Genomic DNA, 26,041 nt, shown 5'->3' on the forward strand with positions numbered 1-26,041 from the left:
CTTAGTAGAGACGTTTTTATTGATTGAGCGTTACTTATTGATACTTAAATAACGTTTCTAGAGTAAATGCGGCGAGGTCGGTAAAGACATTGAAATGGAAGTCCATGTTTTTGTATTGGGTATCTCGGCCTTTTCCCGTTAACACCAACACAACCTTACAGCCTCTAGCTATGCCTGCTTCTAAATCCCGTTTAGAATCACCTACCATAATCGCTGGTGTGGTATTGAAGTTAACGCCTAGCTCCTGTTCGATCGTTTCTATCATGCCTGCTTTTGGCTTGCGACATGAGCAGTTGTCATCAGGTCCATGTGGACAATAGTGAATACCTGCAAAAGTACCACCTTCGTCCTCGACGAGCTGTTGCATCTTCGCGTGCATTTTGTTGAGAGTGTCTATGGTGTAATAACCTCTAGCGACCCCCGACTGATTCGTCGCAACATATACTTGAAATCCGGCTTTAGATAAGGCCGCAATTGACTTGATACTCCCTGGTATCGGTTGCCATTCGTCTAGCGTTTTTATGTATTGATCGGAATCGTAATTAATGACTCCGTCTCGATCTAAAATAATAATGGGCTTTTCATTAGACATAGTACAGCTTCCAAATTATGCGTTCGTGGGTATTATAAGCACTTTACTACTCACTCCACAGAGGTTTACGTTACAATACACTTTACTTTTGATGCTTGTATATTGGATTTCTATGTCATCTTTTATCTCTACCTCATTAATTTCGGTGATTAAATTAATGAGTCATTTTTCTTTTCCTGTGGTTCAAAAAATTGGCCAAGCCGTTGGTAGGAATCTATTACGTATGGATCGTAGAACTCAGGATGCGATTACTAAAAATTTAGCGCTTTGCTTTCCTGAGATGACAGCGGCAGAAAGAAACGCTATTGCTAAAAAGCGCCTTGGCTATATGGGGCAAACCTTGGCAGAAATGAGTCATCTCTGGGTAAAGCCTGCTTCTGAAAGCGTAGGCCTTATTGTTCCTCCATCGAGTTCTCAGGGAGTGGATAATCAAGTCTTTCTAGATGCGTTAGCCGATGATGGTGGCGTTATTATTTTAGCGCCTCATTTAGGTAACTGGGAAATGATGAGTTATTACGTTTCTCAATATCGTAAAATGACGGCTATGTATCGCCCCCAAAAAGATGAAAAACTGAACCAGTTTATCTTAACGGCAAGACAAAAAGCGGGCTCAGAATTAGCACCAACTAATCGTAGAGGTGTTATGCAATTGATGAAAGCGCTGAAAAGCAATAATGGTATGGTCGGTATCCTACCTGATCAGGTGCCACAAAAAGGCAGTGGTGTTTTTGCGCCTTTCTTTGGTATCCCTGCTTACACTATGACATTAGCCCATCAATTAGCATTAAAAACGAATGCTAAAGTGTTTGTCGGTTCGGCTTTTCAAGTGCAAGGAGGCTTTAGTGTGAAAATTGTTCCTGTTGCTGAGGCGTTTTACAATGAAGATGAGGTGGTGTCTGCGACCTCGTTAAATCAGACTATTGAATCTTTGATCCGTTTATATCCAGAGCAATATCAATGGGAATATAAACGCTTTAAGCTACAACCAGAAGAACAAGAGTCGCTTTATAAATAAAGAGACTCAGTTGCTCCAAAGGAATTCAGTCTTCTTTTATGTCGGCAAAAATAGCTTTGTGGCACGCCTTTAATAAATCTTGAGGTACTAGCCCTATGTCTAGTCCTCGTTTACCACCACTAACGTAAACTGTATCAAACTCTTGAGCACTTTCATCAATGCAGGTTTGTAGACCCTTTTTTTGACCTATCGGACTGATCCCCCCGACTAAATATCCTGTAATGCGTTCGGCATTCTTAGGATCTGCCATATGCAATTTTTTGACGTTAAAAGCCGTTGAAAGACGCTTTAGGTTGAGTGTGCTGGTCACTGGAACAATGGCCACAAAAGTGCTTTTATCATCCGTTACTAATAAGGTTTTAAATACCTGCTGAGGATTTAGTTTTAGCTTCTCTGCGGCCTCCATTCCAAAATTAGTACAGTTGGTATCATGCTCATATTCATGAACACTGTAAGGGATTTTTTGTTTTTTTAATTGTTTACATGCTGGTGTCATCTCGTTGATCCTATTAAAAATCAAAGGCATCCCTGTCCAAGTAATGCCGTATTTGAAAATTTCAAAATCTATCTGAATTAAATAACTTATTTTTGCCAAAACATAGGTGTAAATAATACTAGCAAGGTAAAAACTTCTAAGCGGCCTAGTAGCATAGCAAAGCACAACATCCATTTCGCTGGGTCATTAATGCTACCAAAGTTGGCGGCTACTTCTCCCAACCCAGGACCTAAGTTGTTCAGTGTTGCCGCTACCGCAGACCAGGCTGTGACTTGATCGATCCCTGTTGCCATTAAACCTACCATTAAGATCACGTATACTAATAGATAGGCAGAAAAGAATCCCCACACAGCAGAAATGACATTTTCAGGAATGGCTTTGCCGCCTAACTTAACAGGAATGACGGCGCTGGGATGGACTAAACGTTGAATTTCCCTAAACCCTTGTTTGAGTATTAAGAGAATACGAATGACCTTCATGCCGCCACCTGTTGAGCTAGCACAACCACCGGCAAATGAGGTGACGATCAGTAAGAAAGGTAAGAAATGAGGCCAGCTCGCGAAATCGGAAGTACTAAAGCCTGCCGTTGTAGCAATAGAAATACTTTCAAAAATAGCAAAGCGTAGAGCATCAGCCCATTCAAATGATGATGTGATACCTAAGACTATGGTGGAAAGGCTAATAGTACAAATCAAGATAAATAAGAAGAACTTCACTTCTGGGTCTTTAAAGTAATGCCAGATACTACGGTGGCGCCAGGCAAAAAAGTGTAAGGCAAAATTGATGGCGGCAATCACCATAAATGCGGCACAGATGAGTTCTATAACTGGGCTGTTAAAATAACCAATACTGGCATCATGAGTTGAAAAACCGCCGATAGCAACCGTAGAAAAGCTATGGCAAATAGCATCAAATAAGGTCATGCCGGCGGCCCAATAACCTAGAGCACACAAAAGTGTTAAGGTGGCATAAATATACCAAAGGGCTTTTGCTGTCTCTGCAATGCGAGGAGTAAGCTTTGAGTCCTTTACTGGGCCAGGGGTTTCGGCTCTATACAGCTGCATGCCTCCTATTCCTAACATAGGCATAATAGCAACGGCTAATACTATGATCCCCATTCCTCCTAACCATTGTAGTAGTTGGCGGTAAAATAATATCGAATGAGGAAGGTCGTCTAACCCAGTTAAAATAGTGGCTCCTGTTGTGGTTAATCCAGACAAGGATTCAAACAAGGCATCGGTAAAACTTAAAGCCGCCGAATCTGTCAACATAAAGGGAACAGACCCGAAGAGCCCCAGCACAGACCAAAACAGCACTGTGATGATAAACCCGTCTCGGATGCTTAAGTCTTGTTTTTGATTTCTAAAGGGTAACCAGAGGCAAAACCCGCCCACTAAGTTTACGCCCAATGCGTATAAAAAAGCGTTCAACGCGCCATCGTTATAGATGAGTGAAACCAACATAGGTGGAATCAAGGTTAGGCTAAATACCATCACCAACAAACCAATAACGCGAAGAATAACCTGAATGTGCATGTCTAACCCTTGATAAAAGAGACGTATAAATTGAGTTGTTATGTTATCAGAACAAAAAGGGCTCGTTATGACGTGGTCCCTTTTCTAATAAAATGCTCATGTAATTGAGATCGAGTGGATGAAGGAGATGACTCTTCCATTCACGCTGATCTCATTTATTATCTAGAAGAAAGTTAATCCTACTTGAAATAACTGTTCCACGGCTGGAATTTGTTTTTTGTTAGAAACAAAGATAATAATGTGATCTTCCGCTTGAATCATAAGATCGCCCGTCGCAATCAATACTTCATCTCCACGTACCACGGCCCCAATAGTCGAGCCTTCAGGCAGGTTGATGTTGGCAATACTACGGCCAACGACCTTAGAGGATTTGTAGTCTCCATGGGCAATGGCTTCTAATGCTTCCGCGGCTCCTTTACGAAGGGAATGGACATTCACCACATCGCCACGTCGAATAAAGGAAAGCAATGAGCTTATCGTTGTTTGTTGAGGCGATATGGCGATGTCTATCATACCTTCTTGAACAATATCCACGTACGCTGGGTTGTTGATGATGGTCATCACGGTACGAACACCAAGTCGCTTTGCTAACATGGAAGACATGATGTTCGCTTCATCGTTATTGGTCAACGCACAGAATACGTCAGTCGATTCAATGTTCTCTTCAAGTAACAGTTCTTGTTTAGAGGCGTCACCATGTAACACTATTGTGTTGTCTAACGTTTCAGATAAATAACGACACCTTGCTGAACCGCGTTCAATGATTTTAACTCGGTATTCTTTTTCTAATGTACGGGCTAGGCGTTCCCCTATATTACCTCCGCCTGCAATAATGATTCTTCTATAAGGCGTATCTAGAGGTCGTAATTCACTCATGACATCCAAAACATCTCTTTGGGCCGTTAGAAAGAAAACCTCATCGTGAGCTCTGATTTCGGTATTACCATCGGGTGTGATGGATTTACCGTCACGATAGATGGCGGCAATACGTGTTTGAATGGATGGCATATGTTCTTTTAAAAAGCTAATAGGTTGATTTATTAGCGGGCCACCCGTTTCTGCTTTTACGACAACTAGCTGTACTTTGCCATCAGCAAACTCCATTACCTGCAGAGCGCCAGGATAACGAATCAGTCGTTGCAGATGTTTAGTGACGGCTTTTTCCGGACTGATACGAACATCAATTGGAAGCGCACTATCATCAAAAAGTTGAGGGTATTTTGAATAAGCACTGGATCGAACACGGCCAATTTTAGTTGGGGTTTTAAACAGTGTGAAGGCGACTTGGCAAGCAACCATGTTGGTTTCATCGTGGTTACTAACGGCGATCAGCATGTCGGCGTCATCACACCCAGCTCTTTCTAAAATCTCTGGGTGTGCCCCACTGCCTTCGACTGTTTGAATGTCTAATCTATCTTGTAAATCTCGAAGAAGCTTGCCGTCGGTATCTATTACGGTGATGTCATTATCTTCATTCGCTAAGTTCTCAGCGAGTGTCGCTCCAACTTGTCCTGCACCAATGATTATGATTTTCATACAGTACCCTGATCGACTGAAACAACAGGCTCTAGGCTTCTGGTTTAACAGTCAAATGTGAATTGTGAATATAGATTTATTATTATGCTGTACAGAGTTAATTTTAAACACATTAATAAAATTAATTAACGTTGTTTGCTAAATGTTACAAAATAATTTTTCTACATAAATTAAAAAAGAGCCTACTATAGACTCTTTTTGTGGCATTACTTTTACGGTTAGCGAATTATTGTGTTTTTATACATCGAGCTTTTTTTCTAACAAACAATAATAGAAACCATCGTGCCCTTCTAATTGCGGTAACAGCTGCACCCCATGTTTGGTCTTTATGCCACACCCTTCGGGTAACTCGATGTCACGCTCAATCACATCGTTATGGTGATCAAGAAAGTGTGCTATCTGTAGCGTGTTTTCTTCTTCTAAAATTGAACAGGTGGCATAAAGAAGTTGGCCTCCAGGTGTGAGCGTTTTCCAAACTTCTTGCAGAATGTTTTTTTGAATCTGTGTCAGTTCTTCCACTTCTTTTGGCTTTCTATTGATTTTAATGTCTGGATTTCTTCGAATGACACCTGTCGCTGAGCAAGGCGCATCTAATAAAATCTTGTCGAACACTGTTCCGTCCCACCATGTATTCAAATCACTGGCATCAGCACAAATGACATTAGCCGATAATTGTAGACGATCCAAATTCTCATGAATCTTATCTAAACGCCACTCCTCAAGCTCAATAGCGGTAACGTCAATATCGGCCTTTTCTAATAGATGACCTGTTTTGCCTCCCGGCGCGGCACATGCATCTAACACCTTTTCCCCCGCTTTAGGCGATAAAATAAATGCCGCTAATTGAGCGGATTCATCCTGAACACTAAAATATCCTAATTCGAAATGAGGTAATTGATTTACTCTCACGGGCTTTTTAAGGTACAAAGAGGATGTGGCATAAACGCCCATATCTGTATCTATCCCTTCTTTTTGTAAAATTTCTATCGCTGTTTCACGTGAAACATGACGTTCATTTACTCTTAAACACATAGGTGGATGACCGTTGTTGGCTTCTACTATTGAATCTAATTGATCCGGCCAATGTTTCTTTAAACGTTTAATGAACCACTTAGGATGAACATACTCTACGGATGGCATGGACTGAATGGCGGAAACAATCTCATTTCGCTCACGTAAGTATCGGCGTAGCACGGCATTGATTAACTTACCTGCCCAATCCTTATTTAGTTCTTTCGTGGCTTCAACGGCTTCATTGACAGCCGCATGGTCTGGTGTATCCATATACTCAAGCTGATATAAGCCAATTAATAGTGCGGCATACAGATCGTAATCTTCTTCTTCAAACGGTTGTTGCAGCATACTTAATGCAATGCTGTTGAGTTTTGGAAACCAACGACATACGCCGAAACAGATCTCTTTTAATTTTGCTTGATGCTCACTGTTAACGCGACTCACGTGTTTGCTGAGCTGAGTACTAAGAGAGCCTTTGTTTTGCAAAACACCACTGATTACCGTAATCGCTACCGCACGCGCAGTTAAATACAATACGGATGACTCAGAAAAATACTTGTTCTTATCCGACATGAGAAATACCTTTGCTAATGATTTGACCAACTTGAAGGAGATCGCTGTGTTTGCCATTGAGCGCATCCTTGATGGTTAATCGTTTGCCTCCAGCGAACTGAATAACCGTAAGCGCGACTGTGCCTTTCCCTGTTGCGACATGAATTGCGTCTTTAGTTACCTCAGTGATTTCACCTGCGGTTGACGTAGTATGGTCATCAACAAGATAGGCACCATGAATTCTCATCGTTCCTTTACTGGTTTCTGTATACGCAACTGGCCAAGGAGATAAACCAAGAACTTTTCGAACGAGTGCTGAGGCCTCTGCATTCCAATCAAGTTCACCTTCTTGTTTTACTAGTTTAGATGCATAGCAGGCGTATTGATCGTCTTGCTTCTCTCTAGTAAGGGTTCCTGTATCCATTTGGTCAAGGGCGTTAATTAACGTCTCTCCCCCTAGTATTGCCAACTGATCATGCAGTTCACCTGACGTTTGTGTCTTCGAAATGGGACAGCTGGCTTTTAATAACATATCGCCGGTGTCTAAGCCGACATCCATTTGCATAATGGTAATACCTGTTTCTGTGTCCCCTTCGATGACGGCTCTATGAATAGGGGCTGCACCCCGCCATCGCGGAAGTAAAGAAGCATGTACATTAATACAACCCAGCTTAGGCATGTCTAATACGGTTTTTGGTAAAATTAATCCGTACGCGGCGACAATCATCAAATCGGCATTGAGCTCGGATAAGGTATTTTGATCTTCGTCTTGTCTAAAGTTTATAGGTTGAAAAACAGGAATATCATGCTCCGCTGCCAGTGTTTTTACTGGACTCGCTACGAGTTTCTGACCTCGTCCCGCAGGTCGATCCGGCTGAGTATAAACGGCAATGATCTGATAATTACGGCTGGAAGCTTTGTCAAGTAAGGCTTGTAAACTAGCGGCTGCAAATTCAGGTGTACCGGCAAAGATAATGCGTAAAGGCTGATGGCTTGCTTCTCTAATGGTAAGTGAGCTGGCGGACATGGACTAAGTCTCCAAAAATAAAAGATATAAGAAACGGTATGATGAGAGTAAAAGCAAAAATCAGGCCGCAGCCTGATTTTCAAATCTTTCATAGGTCTATATACAAACCATAGCTAAAGTAATGAAAGGTGAATGTGTTAATCTTTCATTTTTTTCTGCTTAAGCAATTTGGTTTTAATACGGTTTCGTTTTAACGGTGATAGATAGTCCACCATCAGTTTGCCGTCTAGGTGATCTATCTCATGTTGGACACAGACAGCGAGTAGATCATCTACTTCCATTTCAAATGTTTTGCCATGACGATCTAATGCTTTTACTCTTACTTTGGCTGCGCGGTAAATATGTTCATAAAAACCAGGAACCGATAAACACCCTTCTTGTTGTTCATTGGGTGCATCGTCAAGCACTTCAAATTCAGGGTTGATGAATATGATGGGATCATTCTTTTCGTCTGAAAAATCCATAACAACTAAGCGATGGTGATAATTCACTTGTGTCGCAGCCAGACCTAAACCATTCTCTTCATACATGGTTTCTAACATGTCATCGATTGTCTGTTGCAGCTCTGGAGTAAACTCTGTAATGGTTTTCGCCACAGTACGTAAGCGCGGATCAGGGAATTCTAATACCGGTAACACAGCCATAATAATTTTCCACAATTCAGTTCTAAATTGATCTACTTTGATTTTTCCTTGATCCAACTCTAATCAGATAAAGGCATACTCAGTCAAAGAGATGAATAAGTTGTCATAATTTTATTCTTCTATTGTAACGTATGTTAAAAGATTGATCAGCGTTTCTATGGAGTGAATTACGCAATTATGTTTGAATAATTAATAATATCGTTTAGGAAAAGCGATGAAGTAAGTCGTAGAACAACACAATGTATTATATTGATTGAATGCTAAGGAAAGTACCATGGCGATGCAACTCTCTATCGATGACTCGATCGATTCTTTATTAGAAGACGACCAAAGTGCGTCTCGTCAAAGACCACTGACTAAGCTCGATTGGCTATGCTTAAGTTTAATGAAAGGTGCAGGGCCGACCCGCTTAGATAGACTATGGAATTATCTCGTTGCGCTAGAAGCGGCAGGAGATTATAGCGCGACTTTTTGCTCTGAGTTGGACAGCGATTTATTTGTAAAATTGAAATGGCCTAAAGCGACGGCTTCTCATGCAGGTCAGTATTGTCAACACGGCCTATTGTCTTCGGAAACAAAGGCAAAATTAGAGTCTACGATGGAATGGCTAACAGAAGAGTTTCATTATTTACTCTTAAAAGGCGAAATGGATTATCCTCCCAAATTAAGTGAAATCCCCGTTCCTCCCGTTCTCCTATATGTAAAAGGTAACCTAAACTGTTTATTGAATACCTGCTTAGGTATTGTTGGGGCTCGGCGTTGTAGTCGCTATGGTCGACAACTGGGTTATCAGTTTGCTAAGCAGTTAAGTGAGGTGGGCATTACTATTGTAAGTGGTGGCGCTACCGGTATAGACAGTGCGGCTCATGAAGGCGCGAATGCGGCGGTAAAGCCCAATGTTGCGGTAATGGGGACAGGGTTAGAAAAGTGCTATCCAAAATCCAATACGAGATTATTTGAAACTATTTTAGGAACAAACGGTGCCTTGGTGAGCGAATATCCCCTCATGACAGTGGCCCGCCCTAACCTCTTTCCTCCTAGAAATAGAATTATCAGTGGTTTAAGCGAAGGGATTCTCGTAGTGGAAGCAACCGAAAAAAGTGGCTCGTTAATCAGTGCGAGTTATGCTTTGCAACATAACCGAGAGGTCTTTGCGATACCGGGAAGAATAAATGAGAGAAATGCTCGAGGGTGCCATAAGTTAATACAGCAAGGTGCTACCTTAGTTATGGATTTGGCGGATATATTAAATGAATTACCTGCTGTGGCTATTCAGAAATTACCTGATAATACCTCTTCTGACGCTGAGCAAACTAAGAGCGAGACCTTATTCATGCAACCCGTCGAGGCTCCCGTTGAATCATTATCTAAAGTGGCTCAGTCTATATTGATTTGCTTTGAGCGATGTGACAAAGATGAAGTACTGGAATTCTCCTATTTAATCGATATTATTGGCTGTAGTGTTAGTGACTTAATGCAAGCTTTGGTTGAGCTAGAAATGTCCGCCTGTATTGAAGCGCATACAACGGGTTACAGGCAATGCTATCAATACGGTGGTAGTAGGTAATGAATCAACAGGTAGGTAGACGATAAAGAAGTATGTCGCCCTTACCTCTTTATCTTACCAGTATAATCTATGGAATGAGGGAATTGTCATTCTGAAGCTAAAAGCGCGCTTTTAGACAGTGTGCTACACATTGAGAAGTAAGGATAGATTAAGGTTACCTCTGAAAATTGGAGTGTTAGAGCCCAAAAATATCTGTTTTAAGCTGTTTGATATCACGTCGTTCTTTTTTGTTAGGCTTGTGATCTGACATGATACGGCCGCCAAGTGTTTTATGCTGCAAGGCTTTCTTTTCCCGTTTTTCAATAGACTCAGCGGTTTCTTCGTACAGTAATTGTGCTTCAGGTGCGCCGCGTCTTTGCTCGCTAAGGGCTTTTACGATGATGGTTTTTTCGTCATAACCTAGTTTTAGGGTGAGCGTGGCACCGACTTCGACAGAGCGGCTGGCTTTACCCTTTGAACCGTTATAGGACACCTTGCCACCGTCAATAGCGTCTTTACAAAGTGACCGTGTTTTGTAAAAACGAGCGGCCCATAGCCATTTGTCTAAACGTATTACTTGTGAAGCAGGCTGCTTTTCTGTTTTACTCATAAGAGACTGTATTTACCTATTAAATTTCTATGTTTGAGTTTATTTTTTTGAGTTCGATGTTGAGGCGTAAGTTACTATGAAGGATGTTCATTGCCACCCATTTTTTATCGAGTTACAACAGATAATACACAAAGCGGCCGATGCAATCATGGAAATTTATCAACGCCATGATTTAGATATACAACAGAAGTCAGACGATAGTCCGGTTACCGCTGCGGATATGGCGGCTCACCATATTATTCTTGCGGGTTTAAATAAGCTGACACCAGATATTCCTGTGCTTTCAGAAGAAGGTGTTTTTCCATTTTCAGAGAGAGTGAAATGGCCTTTGCTGTGGGTTGTTGATCCGTTAGATGGCACAAAAGAATTTATTAAACGTAATGGTGAGTTCAGCATTAATATTGCTTTGGTTGAGCATCATGTACCCATTCTTGGAATGGTTTACTTACCGGTCACGAAAGAAGGTTTTTTTGGTGTAACTGGAGAGGTTGAAGGATTAGAAAAAGGCGCAATCAAATGGACTGAAAAAGCAATCCAAGTGATTGCAACACGAGAGCCCGAATCCACTTTAGTCGCGATGACAAGTCGCAGTCATGGCCCTTCTTTACCCGACACATTAAAAGCTCAATTGCTAAATGATTTCTCTCATATTCAAGAAATTACCAAAGGCAGTTCCATTAAAGCGTGTCGTATTGCTGAAGGTGTTGCGGATATACATTTACGTCGTGGCCCGACAAGCGAATGGGATACGGCCGCAACGCAAGCGATTGTTGAAGCGGCCGGTGGCGTTCTAATGGATTTTAACGGTATTCCCTTTGCTTATAATAAACGCGAATCCCTATTAAATGGACACTTTTTTGTGGCGACCTCTGCCTTGGCTCCGGTGATATTAGATTGGTACCAGTCAGAAAAAACGAATGAATAAATTCATTTTATAAATGGAAAAATGGCCTTGTGTTGATCGGGAGGAAATATGACAGTCGAAATTTCCCCCAACTTTTCTATCTCCTTTCTTTTGAATGAAATTTTGATCCAATAAATCACTTGGGTAATGAAAAAACCCAAGATTCTATTTGGTGTTGCATACCCTCTTCTGATCGATGAATGGTAAACTTTGCTGATTGAAAAGTACGAGCCTACTGATGTTGGTATTTTGATGGCATTTTATCGGAGAAGCATGTGACAGCTAATAATGTTCAACACGGATTAACTCAGGAAAATATTCTAGCCGTAAAAGCGTATCTTATGGGGTTGCAGGATCAAATTTGCGCCGCTTTAGAGATGTTTGAACCTCTATCACGCTTTAAAGAAGATGCGTGGGATCGTCCAAATGGTGGCGGCGGCCGTACTCGCGTTATAGAGAATGGTGAAGTGTTTGAAAAAGGTGGGGTGAATTTTTCCCATGTGATGGGGGACAAGTTACCTCCTTCAGCTACGGCGGATCGTCCTGAATTAGCTGGAGGCCGTTTTGAAGCCATGGGTGTGTCTTTAGTCATGCACCCAAAAAATCCATATGTTCCCACCTCGCATGCGAATGTGCGCTTGTTTGTGGTGCATAAAGAAGGCATGGAATCGGTTTGGTGGTTTGGAGGCGGTTTCGATTTGACGCCTTATTATGGTTTTGATGAGGACTGTACTCAATGGCATCAAACGGCCTTAGAAGCCTGTGAACCTTTTGGTGAGGATTATTACGATCGCTTTAAGAAATGGTGTGATGAGTATTTTCACTTAAAACATCGAGGAGAGCCTCGCGGGATTGGCGGTTTGTTTTTTGATGATTTTTCTGAGTTAGGGTTTGCAGACAGTTTTGCGTTTATGCAATCTGTTGGTGATGCTTATATTAAAGCTTACCATCCTATTGTAGCGAAAAGATTAGCGACACCTTATGGAGAAAGAGAACGCGATTTCCAATTAAACCGCCGTGGTCGTTATGTGGAATTCAACTTGGTGTTTGATCGAGGCACGCATTTTGGATTGCAAAGTGGTGCGGGTAGAACTGAGTCTATTTTGATGTCATTGCCTCCAGAAGTAAAATGGGGCTATGACTATAAACCTGCAGAAGGAACTGAAGAAGCACGCCTCTTAACGTATTTCCTTACTGATAGAAACTGGTTGAACCGAGGACTATAGAATGACCAAAACATCGATAGAACGAGATCAATATGGTGTGTTCGGTAACCCGATCGAACACAGTAAGTCTCCCGTAATTCATCATTTTTTTGCTGAATTAACACAACAGCCAATACAGTATTCAAAATTTTTGGGAGACCTAGATAGTTTTGAGCAGCAAGTGAAAACGTTTTTTGAGCAAGGAGGGAAAGGACTGAATGTCACTGTACCCTTTAAAGAACGAGCCTTTCAACTGTGTGATGTTTTAAGCTCCCGTGCGCAACAAGCGGGTGCAGTGAATACCCTATTAATAGGAAAAAATGGCGATATTTTTGGGGATACAACCGATGGTGTCGGTATGATTCGTGATATTTGCGACAACCATAGTCAGTCATTGACAGACAAAAGAGTATTAGTATTAGGTGCGGGCGGTGCTGTTCGAGGCATTTTGGAGCCATTACGTGATGCAGGACCAAGTACGATTGTGGTGGCGAACCGAACACTGTCAAAAGCTCAGGCACTTGCGGATCATTTCCATAAACAAACAACACCTATTACGGCCAGTGCCTTCGAAACATTAGAAGGCCACTTTGATGTCATTATTAATGGCACGTCGGCGAGCTTAGATGGTGACCTTCCTCCTTTACCAGATTCCGTGATTAAAACGGGTACCTGGTGCTATGACATGATGTATGGCAAAGAGCCAACAGTATTTTTAAAGTGGGCGCAGACATTAGGGGCTAACGGATCTGATGGTTTAGGAATGTTAGTTGAACAAGCGGCAGAGTCGTTTTACTTGTGGAGAATGCAGCGTCCTGATACTTGCTTGCTAATTCAAAAAATGCGCGATGACCTTTCTTAAACTGTGTGTAGATTGACATAAAGGTTTTTAAATGAAGGCACAATGGTTTAATCAAGTCCAACAAATAGGTGCTGAACGGTGGCAACAGGCGATCGGAGCAACGGATTATCCTTTTGCTCAATATGCGTTTCATGCGGCATTAGAAGAGAGTGGGAGTGTTGGCGGAGAAACGGGCTGGTATCCAGAATACATCTTATTGATGGAAGACGATGACACGCCTGTTGCCATTGTACCAACCTATCTAAAGACCCATTCACAGGGTGAGTTTGTATTCGATTGGTCTTGGGCGGATGCCTACCAACGTTATGGGCATCGCTATTATCCAAAACGGGTATGGGCTGTGCCCTTTTCGCCCGTTACCGGCCCCCGTATTTTTACGGCTTTAGATCCTCAAGGAAATTCAGAAGAGAGCTTAGGTTTGTACGCTGCCGTTGGCGATTTACTAACTCAGAGAACCAAGGAACAAAAAACCTCTAGTTGGCACCTTTTGTTTACTAAGCTTCACGTGAAACATGCTTTTGAACATGACCCAGCTTCGTTGCGTCTATCGTGTCAGTTCCATTGGTTTAATCGTAACTATCGAGATATAGATCATTATCTAGAGCATTTCTCTAGTCGTAAACGTAAAACGGCCCGTAAAGAAAGAAACAAGGTCATTCAACAAGGGCTACATTTAGAACGAAAATTAGGCACTGGCTTAAGTGTTGAGGAAATTGATTTTTTCTACCTGTGTTATCAGTCAACCTACGGGAAACGTGGGCAGCATGGCTATTTAACTAAGGCTTTTTTTCAACAACTCATTCAAACTATGGGTGAACAAGTTTTACTCGTTTTTGCTTATCAAAATGAGAATCTGGTTGCGGCGTCTTGGTGTTTCTTTGACGAACATGCTTTATATGGTCGTTACTGGGGATGCTTGCAGGAATTCGACTGCTTGCATTTTGAAGCTTGTTACTATCAAGGCATTGAGTTCTGTATAGAACAAGGCTTGCAGCACTTTGATCCTGGTACACAAGGTGAGCATAAAATCGCGCGTGGATTCGAACCTGTCTTTTCTCATAGTGTGCATTATATAGAGAATGAAGGGTTTCGAGAGGCTATTGGTGCATTTTGTAAAGAAGAAGCCGATGCCGTTGTGTTGTATCATCAGGAAACAACGAAACGGCTACCGTTTAAGTCAATATAGTGTCTTATTGCCACATTAATTGATGGTCATTCTAGCTTTTAGCATTATTTCATCATTTTATTATTAATCATTAAACAAACAGCAACTCAGCTAAAGGTGCGTTATGGGCGTTAAAAGTGCATTACAGTTATTATTATTAGCGGCTATTTGGGGCGCATCATTTTTATTTATGCGTATCGGCGCCCCTTCTCTTGGTCCCGTATGGCTCATCGAAGCACGTGTGGGTTTTGCGGCATTATTCTTGTGTGTGGTCGCTTTGTTGATGAAAAAAAGCTTGTCTCTTCGTCAAAACTGGAAGCACTTTTTGTTTCTAGGGGTGATGAGTAGTGCCTTGCCTTTTCTGTGTTATGGTTACGCGGCACAGTACTTAACCGCTTCTATGATGTCGATTGTGAATGCTTTGACGCCGGTATTTGGTACCGCGATTGCGGCTTTGTATTTTCGCACCCCGCTTTCACGGAATACCGTTATTGGCTTAGCGTTGGGCGTATTAGGCGTTTCTGTGATTGTTGGTTTCGACCCAGAACTGTTTAAAACCCAAGCTTGGTTTGCTGTGTTTGTTGTTTTAGGTGCACCTCTTTGTTATGGCATTGCTACTACGTATACGCAAGTTGGGCCTTCTGTGGCACCATTTGAGAATGCCCAAGGCTCAATGTTAATGGCGACCTTTGCCCTCTTGCCGATCGCAATGTTTTTTACGCCAAATACCACGCCAAATGCCACGGAATCACTTTCCGTGATTGCTCTTGGCGTACTATGTACTGGTGTTGCGTATCTGATTTTTTTCAAGTTATTAGGAGAAATAGGAGCCCCTTCTCTATTAACGGTGACCTTTCTAATCCCTATTTTTGGTGTGCTTTGGGGGGTGATGTTTCTGGATGAGAAAGTGGGTATACATACTTTTGTAGGTGGTGTCCTGGTTATTTTGGGAACCATGAGAACGACAGGGTTTTCATTTAAAAAAGCCTTAAAGTCAGAATAACTTCGCCAGCATAAATGTAGGCGCTTTGGCTAGCGCCCATCAGAGAACCTAGCCAAAGTTCACTATGATGTGATTAAGAAATTACATATCTTGATGTGGTCCAAATACTTCGTAATGAATTCGGTCTGTACTCACGCCAAATGTTTCCAGCTGTTGTTTTGCAAACTTCATAAAGCCTATGGGTCCGCAAAGATAGAAATCACCGTTTTCCAAAGGTAAATTCTCGATCGAACTTAAATCCATTAATCCGTGATGAATAAGAGGGTCTTCACTATGGTCGTTGTTGTACCAAGTATGATGAGTTAAATTAAGCGCTTGCGTTAGCTGTAAGACTCGCTTCTTGAAAGAGTGCTGCTGGTGATTCTCACAAGCATGCAGATGCATGACCGGTTGTGGATAGCCTTTTTGAGCCAGACTTTCTAGGATGGAAATCATAGGTGTTAGACCGACACCGGCGGATAGGGTCACCACAGGTCGGTTACGATCAACAAAAAAGAAATCGCCTGCAGGGGCAAAGAGTTCAACCTCATCATTTAACCGTAAGCCATCATGTAAGTAATTGGACACTATCCCTGGCACTCCCATTGCTTCTCGTTTTACTGAAATTCTATAGGTTTCACCATTCGCCGTATCAGATAAAGAGTATTGACGTATTTGCTCATATTCTGAGTTTTTTGGTTGTACTTTTATACCGAGGTATTGACCTGGTAAAAAGCCAATCACCGCTTGTTGATCAATAGGTTCAAAGATTAAGCTTTTCACCAGTTCGGACTCAATACGTTTTTCTATTAAGCGGAATTTTCTAGCGCCTTTCCAACCCCCTTCCGCCTCTGCTCTTGCTTGATAAAGAGCGCCTTCTCGTTGGATAAAAACATCTGCTAATTGTCCGTAAGCGGCGGTCCAAGCGTCTTCTATTTCAGGGGTAAAAGCATCTTGAGCAAGTTCTCGTAAGGTTTCAATCAAATGGTGGCCAACGATGGCATAGTGATCTGCTTGAATAAAAAGGCTTGTGTGTTTTTGGGCAATTTTTTCGACGGCTTGCGTCAGCACTGGCAAGTTATCTATGTGCTTTGCATAGGCGGCAATTGCATTAAACAAGGCCAATGATTGGGCTCCTGAATGCTGGTTACTCATATTAAAAATATGTTTTAACTCTGGGTTATGCTTGAACATACGCTGATAGAAATGTTGGGTAAGGGAATGACCAACATCTTCTAATAAAGGAATAGTACTTTTTACGGTAGCAATCTGGCTTTCTGTAAGCATGGTTGTTCCTCGACAATAAAATTAAAAAAGCATTTTTAGTAAACGTATTTGCGGTATTGCATTGCCTATGCCAAGAAGTAAAAACCTTTATAAAACATAATGCTAACAGAATTAAAAAATGACTCATGTCAAAATGACCTAAAATATTTATAGGTCAAAATGACCTATTTAGGTCAAACTGTTTTAGTATGTAAACGTGGCCGTTAAAGGTTAATACTGACCCTAGTGCCAATTCGAAAGAGAGTACGTTATGGCAGCCATATCTTCTAATGCGTTGATTGATCTTGCGATTGATTTAACAAACAGTGTTACAGGGATCGATAGGTTCGATCGATTATTGACAGTGATTCGTCAAACCATCTCTTGTGATGCGGTGGTACTCTTACGTCAACAGGGTCGAATCCTTATTCCCTTGGCACAACATGGACTTTTAAAAGATACGCTTGGTCGACGTTTTGATATTGACTCCCACCCTCGTTTTTTAGAAATATGTCGCTCTAAAATTCCGATCGTGTTTGAAAAACATTCGCCTTTACCTGATCCATACGATGGCATGTTATTGCTTCACGAAGGGAATCTACCTATCCATGCTTGTATGGGGTTGCCATTGCTTGTGGACCATGAAGTCATTGGCGTATTGACTTTAGATAGTATGGAACCGAATGTATTTGATGATATTCCTCAAAGAACACTTGATATCATTTCCGCCATGTCGGCCGCGACATTAAACACCTCAATGTTGCTGCAAACACTTGAAACCCAATCTCAACATGTGAAGAAAGTGGTTCTGGAATTAACCACTGAAGCATTAGTAAAGGACGGAGGTGAAATTATTGGCAACAGTCCTGCAATGCGTAAATTAAAGCAAGAACTTGAAGTTGTGGCGCCCTCTGATTTTGCTACCTTAATTGAAGGGGAAACAGGCGTTGGCAAAGAGCTGGTGGCACGAACGTTACATCATTGTTCGAGTCGTTCAGAAGGCCCTTTAGTGTATGTTAACTGCGCCGCCCTACCTGAGAATTTAGTGGAAAGTGAGCTTTTTGGCCATGTAAAAGGTGCCTTTACGGGGGCCGATCGTACTCGAGCAGGAAAATTTAGTTTAGCAAATGGTGGGACTTTATTTCTGGATGAGATCGGAGAGTTACCTTTAGCCGCACAAAGTAAATTGTTACGGGTATTACAAAGTCATGAAATTCAACCAGTAGGACAAGACGCTATTGAATATGTTGATGTACGTATTCTGGCAGCGACAAATCGAGTGTTAGCGGAAGAAGTAAAAGCAAAGCGTTTTCGAGCGGATCTTTATCATAGGTTAAGCGTATTTCCTATTAAAGTACCGGCATTGAGAGAACGTTCTGGTGATGTGCCTTTATTAGCTGGGTATTTTGCGGAACAGACCCGGCGAAAATTGGGATTGTCCCAGTTGATCATTGACTCACAAGCGTTGGAGTTGCTTAGCCATTACCATTGGCCTGGAAACGTACGAGAATTAGAGCATGTGATTATTCGCGCCGCATTGCATGCTAAGGCGAATACACGTCATTCTATTACTCGTATCTGTGTGGCGGATGTGAATTATTTATTTTCTTCAGAAGAAACGGATTTGACTCATTTTGAGATGTCGACAAACAGTCAATGTAATCAAGCAACCGACTTTTCAATATCGTTAAAAGACGCCACCGATCAATTTCAACGCTCTATGATATTGCAAGCGTGGGAACGCTCAGTGGGTAATTGGTCCGCCGCTGCAAAATTACTGTCTATGGACAGGGCTAATTTAATCCGCTTGAGTAAGCGCTTAGGCATTTCTGTGGTCAAGCAAATTAAAAGTGATGGATGACAGCATAATGGATAACACAAAGATAAGAGCAAGTGCCGTTGTATGCTTTACTTGTTCTTATCAATCGTGTCTTTTAGTTTAGCTTTTCTTCTGGGTGGCTTGTCTGGCGGCACTGACTTGACGAATGCGTTCAGCAGGAACCTCTAACTGAGCTAATAAATAGGTTTTTAACTCTTCGGAGTAGTCCTGCTTGTTTAATGCTATTGCCATGCAATCTAGCCACATTTTCTTATCTTCATAGCCAACATCAATATGAGAATGGGCTTGAGGGATACTAATAGAACCGTATTTTTGGCTGTATAAGCGTTCTCCTCCCATCCAACCAGATAAAAAACAATACAGTTTATCTATCGACAGTGTTAAGTCACTCGGGTGCATATCTTTGAGTTTTTTAAATTCACTATGAGTACTCATGGTGAGATAAAAATCTTCCACTAATTGATGTAATCCTGTTGTACCTCCAACAGCTTGTAGTGTGCTATCACCTTGTCCATAGCTAATGGTTTGTGGTTTTTCTACTGTCATAGAATGATCCTTTTTAGTTCGTGTATTACGAGCTTCATGATTCGGTTATTTATCTTCTTTATCCATTTTAATGGAATTACGGAAGCCTCCGATGGATGCTAAGACACCTATAATAATGCTCATAAAGAAAGGGATTTCAAAAAGTAAGGTAATACTAAAGAATACAACACCTACGGCTAAACCTTCGACAATCGGTTTTAGCTTCTTTTTCATAAAAACTCCAAACAAAAATAGTATGATAACCAGTTTAATAAAATCTTAGTCAAATTGCTGCTTTTACCTGTTTATAAAGTACTTTTATTCTATTTCTTTTTTGTTTGGGCTGTTTGATGCGTTACCGCTTATTTTGTGGATAAAAATAGAGTAACATTTAGTGACTGATTCTTGGGCTTTTTACTATTTTGTCCCCAAAATTTGAAAAAAAGTATGTATAACACCCCATACTACCCACAATTCAGTTTTTCTTTTTTGGTTTGTGAATAACTTTCTTGAAAAGTATTGATTGAGTTATCCACAGAGGATGTGTTTTTAATGTCACCTACTTTTTCCACTTCTACCCTTGTGAATAAATTCAAACAAGACCGGCCTGTGCATAACCGTATTTGGCAAATGTCTTGGCCACCCATGCTGGCTAATATCACAACACCACTCCTAGGATTAGTGGATACCATGGTGGTTGGCCATTTAGGAACAGCCACCCATATGGGCGCCGTAGCCATTGGAGCCAGTGTGTTTAGCTTTATTTTTGGGCTTTTGGTTTTCTCAGAATGGGCTCGACAGGACTGACGGCACAAGCATTAGGCAAAAAAGACATCAACCGTGTACGGGAGCTTTTATATCAATCCGTGCTCATGGGTGTGTTTATTGGTTTGTTGCTGATTCTGTTTAAAGAGCCCATTTTAGAGCTGGCGATGTTGCTTATGTCCCCAAGTGCAGAAATTGAACCCTGGGCTCGTCTATACTTTGAAGCTCGAATTATGAGTGCTCCCGCTGTATTAGCGGGTTTCGCACTGATGGGATGGTTCTTTGGAATCCAATATTCGAAAGGTCCATTATGGATCTTATTAGTGATTAATATTGCCAATATGGTTTTGGATTATTATGCGGTCTATTACCTTGATATGGCCAGTGATGGAGTGGCATGGGCAACGGTATGGTCCCATTATATAGGGGTGACTTTTGCTATTGTACTCGCGATTAATAAATTGAGAAGCATGTCAGGTGCGGTGCCATGGCTGTCTCTTGTGAAGTGGCGAGCGTATGTGGAATTGGTACAAGTGAACCGCTATCTTTTTGTACGGACCGTACTGTTATTAATAGCGACGAGTTTTTTTACCGCTCAGAGTGCGCAACAAAGTGACTCAGTGCTTGCGGCCAATGCGGTATTACTAACCTTTGTTCTTATTATTGCGAATGCATTAGACGGTTTTGCTTTTGCTGTAGAAGCCTTATGTGGGGAAGCAAAAGGTGCGAATAACGAGTCTCAATTTAAAAAAATTGTGAGTCTGTCCTGCATTTGGGCGATCATCACTGCGATTGGACTTACAATTGTATTTTGGGTGTTTGGAAACGCTATTATCAGTCTATTAACCAGTGTTCCTAGTGTAAAAGAAGAAGCCGCTCTGTATTTACCTTGGTTGATTTTATTGCCACTACTGGGGGTGTGGTCGTTTATGTTAGACGGCATTTTTATCGGTGTTACGGCGGTAAAGGAAATGCAAAACACCATGATTATGAGCGTTTTACTGGTGTTTTTTCCTTTATGGTATGTGACTCAAGCTTTAGAAAATCATGGATTATGGTTAAGCTTTTGCTGCTTATTTATTGCTCGTGGTCTAACGCTCTACTGGTGTTATCGAAAGGCTCTAGCAAGCGGTGCTTGGTTTAAGAAAACCTTTCCTTAAGCTGAAGCTGGCTCTTAAGAGTCTCTTAGACTGATAAGATATTATCTAGGCAAATTGAGGTGTATAGGGAGTGTGTTGCCAATACTCTTCATCTACGCTTGAAAAGTTGAATAAATACCCACGATACAAATAAACAATAAGGAGACACCTAGTACGCGAAAAAATACAGGCGTCTCCGCTTTCTGAATTTTTTCATGAAATGCCTGCCCCATTAAATGCCCGATAAATGCGCATGGTAGTAACCACAAGTGATGAATCAATTGTAAGTCTATACCGGTGATCAAAAAGGATGTCATTTTGATCACTACAAGAATAAACCAGAGAATAAACAGTGTGTCTCTTAATTGGTGTTTCGCGACCTTGGTGGCAAAAACGGCAACGATAAGCGGTGCGCCGATAAGAGATGCACCACTGAAATAGCCGCCAATGATTAAAAAGAGAATATCGAGGTAGGGTTTATCACTCTTAAACGGTTTATTCAAGATATAAGAAATGGCATATATGGAGACAATGAAAAATATAATGGCTGTCATGATATCGGATGGTAGGGTTAACAGACCTAATATCCCTATCATCTTAGGTACAATGATGATACTGAGAGCGTATTTTAAATAACGCCAATCAATATTGGACTCAGTATTATCTTTTTGCTTTCTATTCTTTCTGTATCCTTGAAATGCGATCCAGCTAGAGAATATGAGCAGTTGCACCGCCACAAGGGGAAGAAAAATGAGAGGTTCATTAAGAACCAGTAGCAAGAAAGGTAAGGCTAATGCTGCCCCGCCAAAGCCTAAACCACTACGAACAAAGCCACTCCAAACAAAAATAAGCGCGATTAAGCCGTACTGCCACCAAAGTAACTCTTCCATTACGGGTGTTCCTTAAATACTGAGGGCCATCTGTATAAGATGATTTGATTTACAGATGCACTATTATCCGTCAAATAATCATTCTTTGCAGTAAATTGGCCCTTATTTATGAGCAAGAATAGGATAAAAAGAAACGCTCGGTACGTTTTCGAGCGGTGCTAAGGTATCATTAAGATAATATTTGAATACAGAGAGAGTGATAATAACGTGAGTGCTCAAAATAGGCATTTTATAGTGGGTTACGGCAGTTTAATAAACAGTAGTAGCCGTGCTAAAACCGGCGAAACGGGCCATGTATGGTCGATTAAAATAGCGGGTTTTGAACGTCATTGGTCGATTATGTCGTCTGAATTCGGAATGAGTTCCGTGGCAGTCATTCCCAAACTGGGTGCTTATTGTAATGGCGTATTGATTGAGATTTCTGAAGAGGAAATTCCGGCGTTTGATAAACGAGAGCAAGGTTATAAACGCACTCAAATAGACCCTCAGCAGCTGTCTGCTTATGATGATGAGGTTTTACCCACAGGGACAGTGTGGATTTATCACTCTCACGAAATTACGTCACCAAATGTCACCTGCCCTATTACGCTTAGTTATGCGGATGTTATTTTGGCTGGTTGCTTAGAACATGGAGCGACATTTGTAGAGGATTTTTTACAACATACCCGAGGTTGGGAAAATACGGTGTTAAATGATAGGAGAGCCCCTCGCTATCCTCGTGTTCAACCAGAACTTGATGTTACAAAACTGAATGCCCTATTTGAAAATGTGGCGAATATAACCCAAGAAGAGCTGTCCATTACCTATGAATTTTAACCCTACCAGTTTACTACTAGATCGTGTAGCTGACGCATTCTCAGGCAAAGTATTGTTTGCGAATCCCGATGATACCTACCCTCTTGAATTGCGCCAGAGAGCGGAGGTGTCGGCTTGGTGTCAGTCAAAAGTAACGTTTGATGATTTGGTCAAGGGTGGGTTTGATGAAAGTCATATCGAGTTTAACGCCATTTGGACTCAACCAACTCTGGAAACGTTTGATCACATCATCTTAATTCAACCCAAAGCTAAAGAACTGTTAGATTATCTTATTGCGGCCACTATGCCTCATCTTAAAATAGGAGGTAAAATCTGGCTGGTTGGAGATAATAAAAGCGGCGTTAAATCGTCTTACAAACGGTTAGAAAAGCACGCTGTAATGGCTGGAAAAGTCGATGGAGCAAAGCATTGTTTAGTCTATAACGCCAGCAAAGAAGTTGCGACACCAGCATTTAAATTTGAAAAATGGGTAACCACATGGACGCAAACAGTAGCGGGTCAAACCTTTAATTTATGCAGTATTCCTGGGGTATTTGGCCATAAAAAACTGGATAAAGGGACCGCTCTACTGTTAGAACAATTATCTGAACACCGCTTTATGAGTGATGCCCAGCACGCCCGTTTTCTGGATTTTGGTTGTGGTGATGGCATTATTGCCCTTTGGCTTCATAACAAAACGGGTGCGAAGGTGACGGCATTAGATGAGAGTGCACTCGCGTTAAAAGCCACGGAGTTGACCTTTGCTGCTAATAATGTAAGTGATTACTTAACAACATTAGGCTCTAATGGGTTAGAGAATGTAAAAGGTCGATTTAACTATATTGTTACTAATCCACCTTTTCATACGGGCATGGCGACGGATTACAGTGTGGCTGAAGGTTTCTTTGCATCGGTTAAACAACACCTAACCTTAAATGGTGAATTGTTTGTGGTGGCTAATGATTTCTTACGTTATCCCGACTTCATTGATGCGGCATTAGGAACGCATACGCGTTTACAGCGGGCTCAAGGGTTTGCTATTTACTATGGAAAGCAGAAAAAACCAAAATAAGTGGAATGCCTTTCATTGATTTTGATCTAAATAAAAAATAGGAGCCTTACTATGGGCTCCTATGTGTATTTACGTAAAGCAAAACCTCAAGTTAAGCTAACGCTTCTTCCAGATCCATCCTTTGCTCTTCAACCGCATGACAGGCAATCAACTGCTCTCCTTCTCTACGTAACAAAGGCGTTTCAGTCTTACAACGATCATTGGCAAAGCTACAACGCCCATGAAATGCACACCCACTAGGAGGATTGAGTGGAGACGGCAGTTCACCTTGCAACTTAATGCGTTTACGGCGCTTATCAGGCGATAGTTGTGGTGTACTAGACATCAAGGCTAAAGTATAAGGGTGTTTCGGATTGGCAAAAATATGCTCTTTAGGACCTTGTTCAACCACTTTTCCTAAATACATCACCATGACTTCATCGGCGATGTGTTCTACAACCGACAAATCGTGAGAAATGAAGACATAACTTAGACCAAATTCTTCTTGTAGATCCATCATCAAATTCAGCACTTGTGCTTGTACCGATACATCTAGTGCAGAAACTGGCTCATCAGCAACGATGACATTAGGGTCCAGCATTAAGCCTCGAGCGATGGCAATACGTTGTCTTTGACCTCCAGAAAACATATGCGGATAGCGATCATAATGTTCAGTTTTTAAGCCTACTTTAGACATGATGGCAAGCGCTTTTTGTTTTCGTTCGGCTTTAGTCAATTTTGTATTAATGACCAATGGTTCTTCTAAAATATCGCCAATTTTTTTTCTAGGGTTCAAGGAACCATAAGGGTTTTGAAAGATAATTTGAATACGCTGACGGAGAGCCATCTGCTCAGATTTAGACAAGGTCAGTAAGTTTTGCCCCTTGTAGTCAAGTTCACCTGAAGTGGGTGTTTCAATCATAGTTAACATACGTCCAAGAGTGGATTTACCACAACCAGACTCCCCAACTACCGCAAGGGTTTTGCCTCGTTCAAGTTCGAAACTAATACCGTCAACGGCTTTAACGAGAGCATCTTCTTTGAAGAACCCCTGGCTGACTACGTAATGTTGTCTTAACTCTGTACCTTTCAATACTAAATTTTTATTGGTATTGCTCATGCCGCCGGTCTCCCTTCTACATCAAGTGGTGTATGGCATTTTACCTGTCGGTCTAATGTTCCTTGAGTTTCAGGTTCGGTAGATCGACACAGATCAGTAGCATAAGGGCAGCGAGGGCTTAGTAAGCAACCTGCTGGACGATCATAGACTCCTGGAACCACACCAGATAATGCATCTAGTCGGCTCTGACCAACCGATGATTCAGGTAATGATTTAAGCAATGCCTGTGTATATGGGTGTTTCGGTGTGGAAAACACTTCAGCAGCAGGTCCAGATTCAACGATCTGACCTGCATACATGACGATAACACGATGAGCTACTTCCGCCACTAGAGCCAGATCGTGAGTAATTAACACTAAGCCCATTTGTTTCTGGCGTTGTAGGTCAATCAATAGATCAATAATTTGAGCTTGAATGGTGACATCCAAAGCGGTAGTCGGTTCATCGGCTATTAACAGTTTCGGATTGCAGGCGATGGCCATGGCAATCATAACTCGTTGACTCATGCCTCCTGATAGCTGATGAGGGTAAGCGGATAAGCGGGTTTCTGGTGCTGGAATCCCGACTTGATTCAATAGTTCAACGGCGCGTGCATTGAGTTCTTTTTTGCTACCGCCTTGATGGGTTTTCAACGCTTCAATGATTTGATAACCAACAGTAAAACAAGGATTTAGACTTGTCATCGGGTCTTGAAAAATCATTGCTATTTCAGAACCTGTCAATTTACGGCGCTGCTTTTCCGGCATATTAAGTAAGTCTTGTCCATTAAAAGACAGCTTGTCTGCTTCTACCTTGCCAGGGAAATCAATTAATCCCATGATAGATAAAGAGCTAACGCTTTTGCCGGAGCCAGACTCACCAACTATACCTAAAACTTCGCCTTCTTCGACTTTGTAACTGATATTATTAACGGCTTTGAATTTGCCAAAGGTCACGGATAAATTTTCGAGTTGTAATAATGACAT

General features: G+C 41.6%; 24 protein-coding genes and 1 pseudogene. 11 read left to right on the top strand and 14 right to left on the bottom strand.

The genetic code is table 11. The annotated features are described in order from the left end of the window. Window positions 1-34: 34 nt before the first annotated feature. Window positions 35-592, bottom strand: a complete 558-nt coding sequence (gene gmhB / locus O1D97_RS09390; protein WP_269124995.1) for a D-glycero-beta-D-manno-heptose 1,7-bisphosphate 7-phosphatase — start codon at window positions 590-592, stop codon at window positions 35-37. A 91-nt stretch (window positions 593-683) separates the two neighbouring features. On the opposite strand from gmhB, the gene O1D97_RS09395 reads away from it, so the two are divergent. Then, on the top strand, window positions 684-1,607 hold the full coding sequence (locus tag O1D97_RS09395) for a lysophospholipid acyltransferase family protein (protein WP_269125391.1): 924 nt from the start codon (window positions 684-686) through the stop codon (window positions 1,605-1,607). 25 nt (window positions 1,608-1,632) lie between these two features. Here the strand turns inward: O1D97_RS09395 and ybaK are convergent, their stop codons facing one another. From ybaK to def, 6 genes are all read right to left on the bottom strand, one after another. Next, the gene (gene ybaK / locus O1D97_RS09400; protein WP_269124997.1) at window positions 1,633-2,103 is read right to left on the bottom strand and encodes a Cys-tRNA(Pro) deacylase; all 471 of its coding nucleotides are present in this window, start codon (window positions 2,101-2,103) and stop codon (window positions 1,633-1,635) included. 86 nt (window positions 2,104-2,189) lie between these two features. Further along, window positions 2,190-3,638, bottom strand: coding sequence for a TrkH family potassium uptake protein (locus O1D97_RS09405; protein ID WP_269124999.1), 1,449 nt, complete (start codon window positions 3,636-3,638; stop codon window positions 2,190-2,192). 162 nt (window positions 3,639-3,800) lie between these two features. After that, on the bottom strand, window positions 3,801-5,174 hold the full coding sequence (trkA, locus tag O1D97_RS09410; protein WP_269125002.1) for a Trk system potassium transporter TrkA: 1,374 nt from the start codon (window positions 5,172-5,174) through the stop codon (window positions 3,801-3,803). Window positions 5,175-5,411: 237 nt separating this feature from the next. Further along, window positions 5,412-6,761, bottom strand: a complete 1,350-nt coding sequence (gene rsmB / locus O1D97_RS09415) for a 16S rRNA (cytosine(967)-C(5))-methyltransferase RsmB (protein ID WP_269125003.1) — start codon at window positions 6,759-6,761, stop codon at window positions 5,412-5,414. Next, window positions 6,751-7,767 carry a methionyl-tRNA formyltransferase gene (gene fmt, locus O1D97_RS09420; protein WP_269125005.1) on the bottom strand — a complete coding sequence of 339 codons (1,017 nt, stop codon included), beginning with the start codon at window positions 7,765-7,767 and terminating at the stop codon, window positions 6,751-6,753. Before fmt ends, rsmB begins: the two co-directional genes overlap by 11 nt. 137 nt (window positions 7,768-7,904) lie before the next feature. Further along, window positions 7,905-8,411: a peptide deformylase gene (gene def / locus O1D97_RS09425; RefSeq protein ID WP_269125008.1), complete on the bottom strand. Its 507-nt coding sequence runs from the start codon at window positions 8,409-8,411 to the stop codon at window positions 7,905-7,907. Window positions 8,412-8,685: 274 nt separating this feature from the next. On the opposite strand from def, the gene dprA reads away from it, so the two are divergent. After that, window positions 8,686-9,978: a DNA-processing protein DprA gene (gene dprA, locus O1D97_RS09430; protein WP_269125009.1), complete on the top strand. Its 1,293-nt coding sequence runs from the start codon at window positions 8,686-8,688 to the stop codon at window positions 9,976-9,978. A 175-nt stretch (window positions 9,979-10,153) separates the two neighbouring features. Here the strand turns inward: dprA and hslR are convergent, their stop codons facing one another. Beyond that, window positions 10,154-10,567 (bottom strand): ribosome-associated heat shock protein Hsp15, encoded by a 414-nt coding sequence (gene hslR, locus O1D97_RS09435; protein WP_269125011.1) that lies wholly within the window; start codon window positions 10,565-10,567, stop codon window positions 10,154-10,156. A 76-nt stretch (window positions 10,568-10,643) separates the two neighbouring features. Here hslR and cysQ point away from each other — a divergent pair, with 76 nt between their 5' ends. The 5 genes from cysQ (at window position 10,644) to O1D97_RS09460 (ending at window position 15,706) form a co-directional block, all read left to right on the top strand. Further along, a complete protein-coding gene (gene cysQ / locus O1D97_RS09440) occupies window positions 10,644-11,492 on the top strand; it encodes a 3'(2'),5'-bisphosphate nucleotidase CysQ (RefSeq protein WP_269125013.1) in 849 nt (282 codons plus the stop codon). 254 nt (window positions 11,493-11,746) lie between these two features. Continuing rightward, complete coding sequence (hemF, locus tag O1D97_RS09445; protein ID WP_269125015.1) at window positions 11,747-12,697, top strand: oxygen-dependent coproporphyrinogen oxidase; 951 nt, start codon at window positions 11,747-11,749, stop codon at window positions 12,695-12,697. A gap of 1 nt (window position 12,698) precedes the next feature. Next, window positions 12,699-13,538, top strand: coding sequence for a shikimate dehydrogenase (gene aroE / locus O1D97_RS09450; RefSeq protein WP_269125017.1), 840 nt, complete (start codon window positions 12,699-12,701; stop codon window positions 13,536-13,538). 31 nt (window positions 13,539-13,569) lie between these two features. Further along, window positions 13,570-14,724, top strand: a complete 1,155-nt coding sequence (locus O1D97_RS09455) for a GNAT family N-acetyltransferase (protein ID WP_269125019.1) — start codon at window positions 13,570-13,572, stop codon at window positions 14,722-14,724. A 103-nt stretch (window positions 14,725-14,827) separates the two neighbouring features. Continuing rightward, the gene (locus O1D97_RS09460) at window positions 14,828-15,706 is read left to right on the top strand and encodes a DMT family transporter (protein ID WP_269125020.1); all 879 of its coding nucleotides are present in this window, start codon (window positions 14,828-14,830) and stop codon (window positions 15,704-15,706) included. An 81-nt stretch (window positions 15,707-15,787) separates the two neighbouring features. Here O1D97_RS09460 and hmpA read toward each other — a convergent pair whose 3' ends face one another. Further along, window positions 15,788-16,972 carry an NO-inducible flavohemoprotein gene (gene hmpA, locus O1D97_RS09465; RefSeq protein WP_269125021.1) on the bottom strand — a complete coding sequence of 395 codons (1,185 nt, stop codon included), beginning with the start codon at window positions 16,970-16,972 and terminating at the stop codon, window positions 15,788-15,790. A gap of 250 nt (window positions 16,973-17,222) precedes the next feature. Here hmpA and norR point away from each other — a divergent pair, with 250 nt between their 5' ends. Beyond that, on the top strand, window positions 17,223-18,812 hold the full coding sequence (gene norR / locus O1D97_RS09470) for a nitric oxide reductase transcriptional regulator NorR (RefSeq protein WP_269125022.1): 1,590 nt from the start codon (window positions 17,223-17,225) through the stop codon (window positions 18,810-18,812). Between the two features lie 78 nt (window positions 18,813-18,890). Here the strand turns inward: norR and O1D97_RS09475 are convergent, their stop codons facing one another. After that, entirely contained in the window at window positions 18,891-19,337 is a 447-nt protein-coding gene (locus O1D97_RS09475; protein ID WP_269125024.1) for a group II truncated hemoglobin, read from the bottom strand. A 45-nt stretch (window positions 19,338-19,382) separates the two neighbouring features. Further along, window positions 19,383-19,550: a hypothetical protein gene (locus O1D97_RS09480; RefSeq protein ID WP_269125025.1), complete on the bottom strand. Its 168-nt coding sequence runs from the start codon at window positions 19,548-19,550 to the stop codon at window positions 19,383-19,385. A 456-nt stretch (window positions 19,551-20,006) separates the two neighbouring features. Between O1D97_RS09480 and O1D97_RS09485 the strand changes: the two are divergent. After that, window positions 20,007-21,241, top strand: a pseudogene (locus tag O1D97_RS09485) (MATE family efflux transporter). Between the two features lie 92 nt (window positions 21,242-21,333). Here the strand turns inward: O1D97_RS09485 and O1D97_RS09490 are convergent. Further along, complete coding sequence (locus O1D97_RS09490; protein WP_269125027.1) at window positions 21,334-22,110, bottom strand: TSUP family transporter; 777 nt, start codon at window positions 22,108-22,110, stop codon at window positions 21,334-21,336. Between the two features lie 207 nt (window positions 22,111-22,317). Between O1D97_RS09490 and O1D97_RS09495 the strand changes: the two genes are divergently transcribed. Further along, window positions 22,318-22,926, top strand: a complete 609-nt coding sequence (locus O1D97_RS09495; RefSeq protein WP_269125029.1) for a gamma-glutamylcyclotransferase family protein — start codon at window positions 22,318-22,320, stop codon at window positions 22,924-22,926. After that, on the top strand, window positions 22,916-23,977 hold the full coding sequence (locus O1D97_RS09500; RefSeq protein ID WP_269125030.1) for a class I SAM-dependent methyltransferase: 1,062 nt from the start codon (window positions 22,916-22,918) through the stop codon (window positions 23,975-23,977). The genes O1D97_RS09495 and O1D97_RS09500 overlap by 11 nt, the downstream gene beginning before the upstream one ends. A 91-nt stretch (window positions 23,978-24,068) precedes the next feature. Here O1D97_RS09500 and O1D97_RS09505 read toward each other — a convergent pair whose 3' ends face one another. Together O1D97_RS09505 and dppD are read right to left on the bottom strand one after the other, a co-directional pair. Then, window positions 24,069-25,076, bottom strand: coding sequence for a peptide ABC transporter ATP-binding protein (locus O1D97_RS09505; RefSeq protein ID WP_269125031.1), 1,008 nt, complete (start codon window positions 25,074-25,076; stop codon window positions 24,069-24,071). Further along, complete coding sequence (gene dppD, locus O1D97_RS09510; RefSeq protein WP_269125033.1) at window positions 25,073-26,041, bottom strand: dipeptide ABC transporter ATP-binding protein; 969 nt, start codon at window positions 26,039-26,041, stop codon at window positions 25,073-25,075. The genes O1D97_RS09505 and dppD overlap by 4 nt, the downstream gene beginning before the upstream one ends.

The sequence above is a fragment of the Marinomonas phaeophyticola genome, assembly GCF_026966905.1.
GTDB lineage: Bacteria > Pseudomonadota > Gammaproteobacteria > Pseudomonadales > Marinomonadaceae > Marinomonas > Marinomonas phaeophyticola.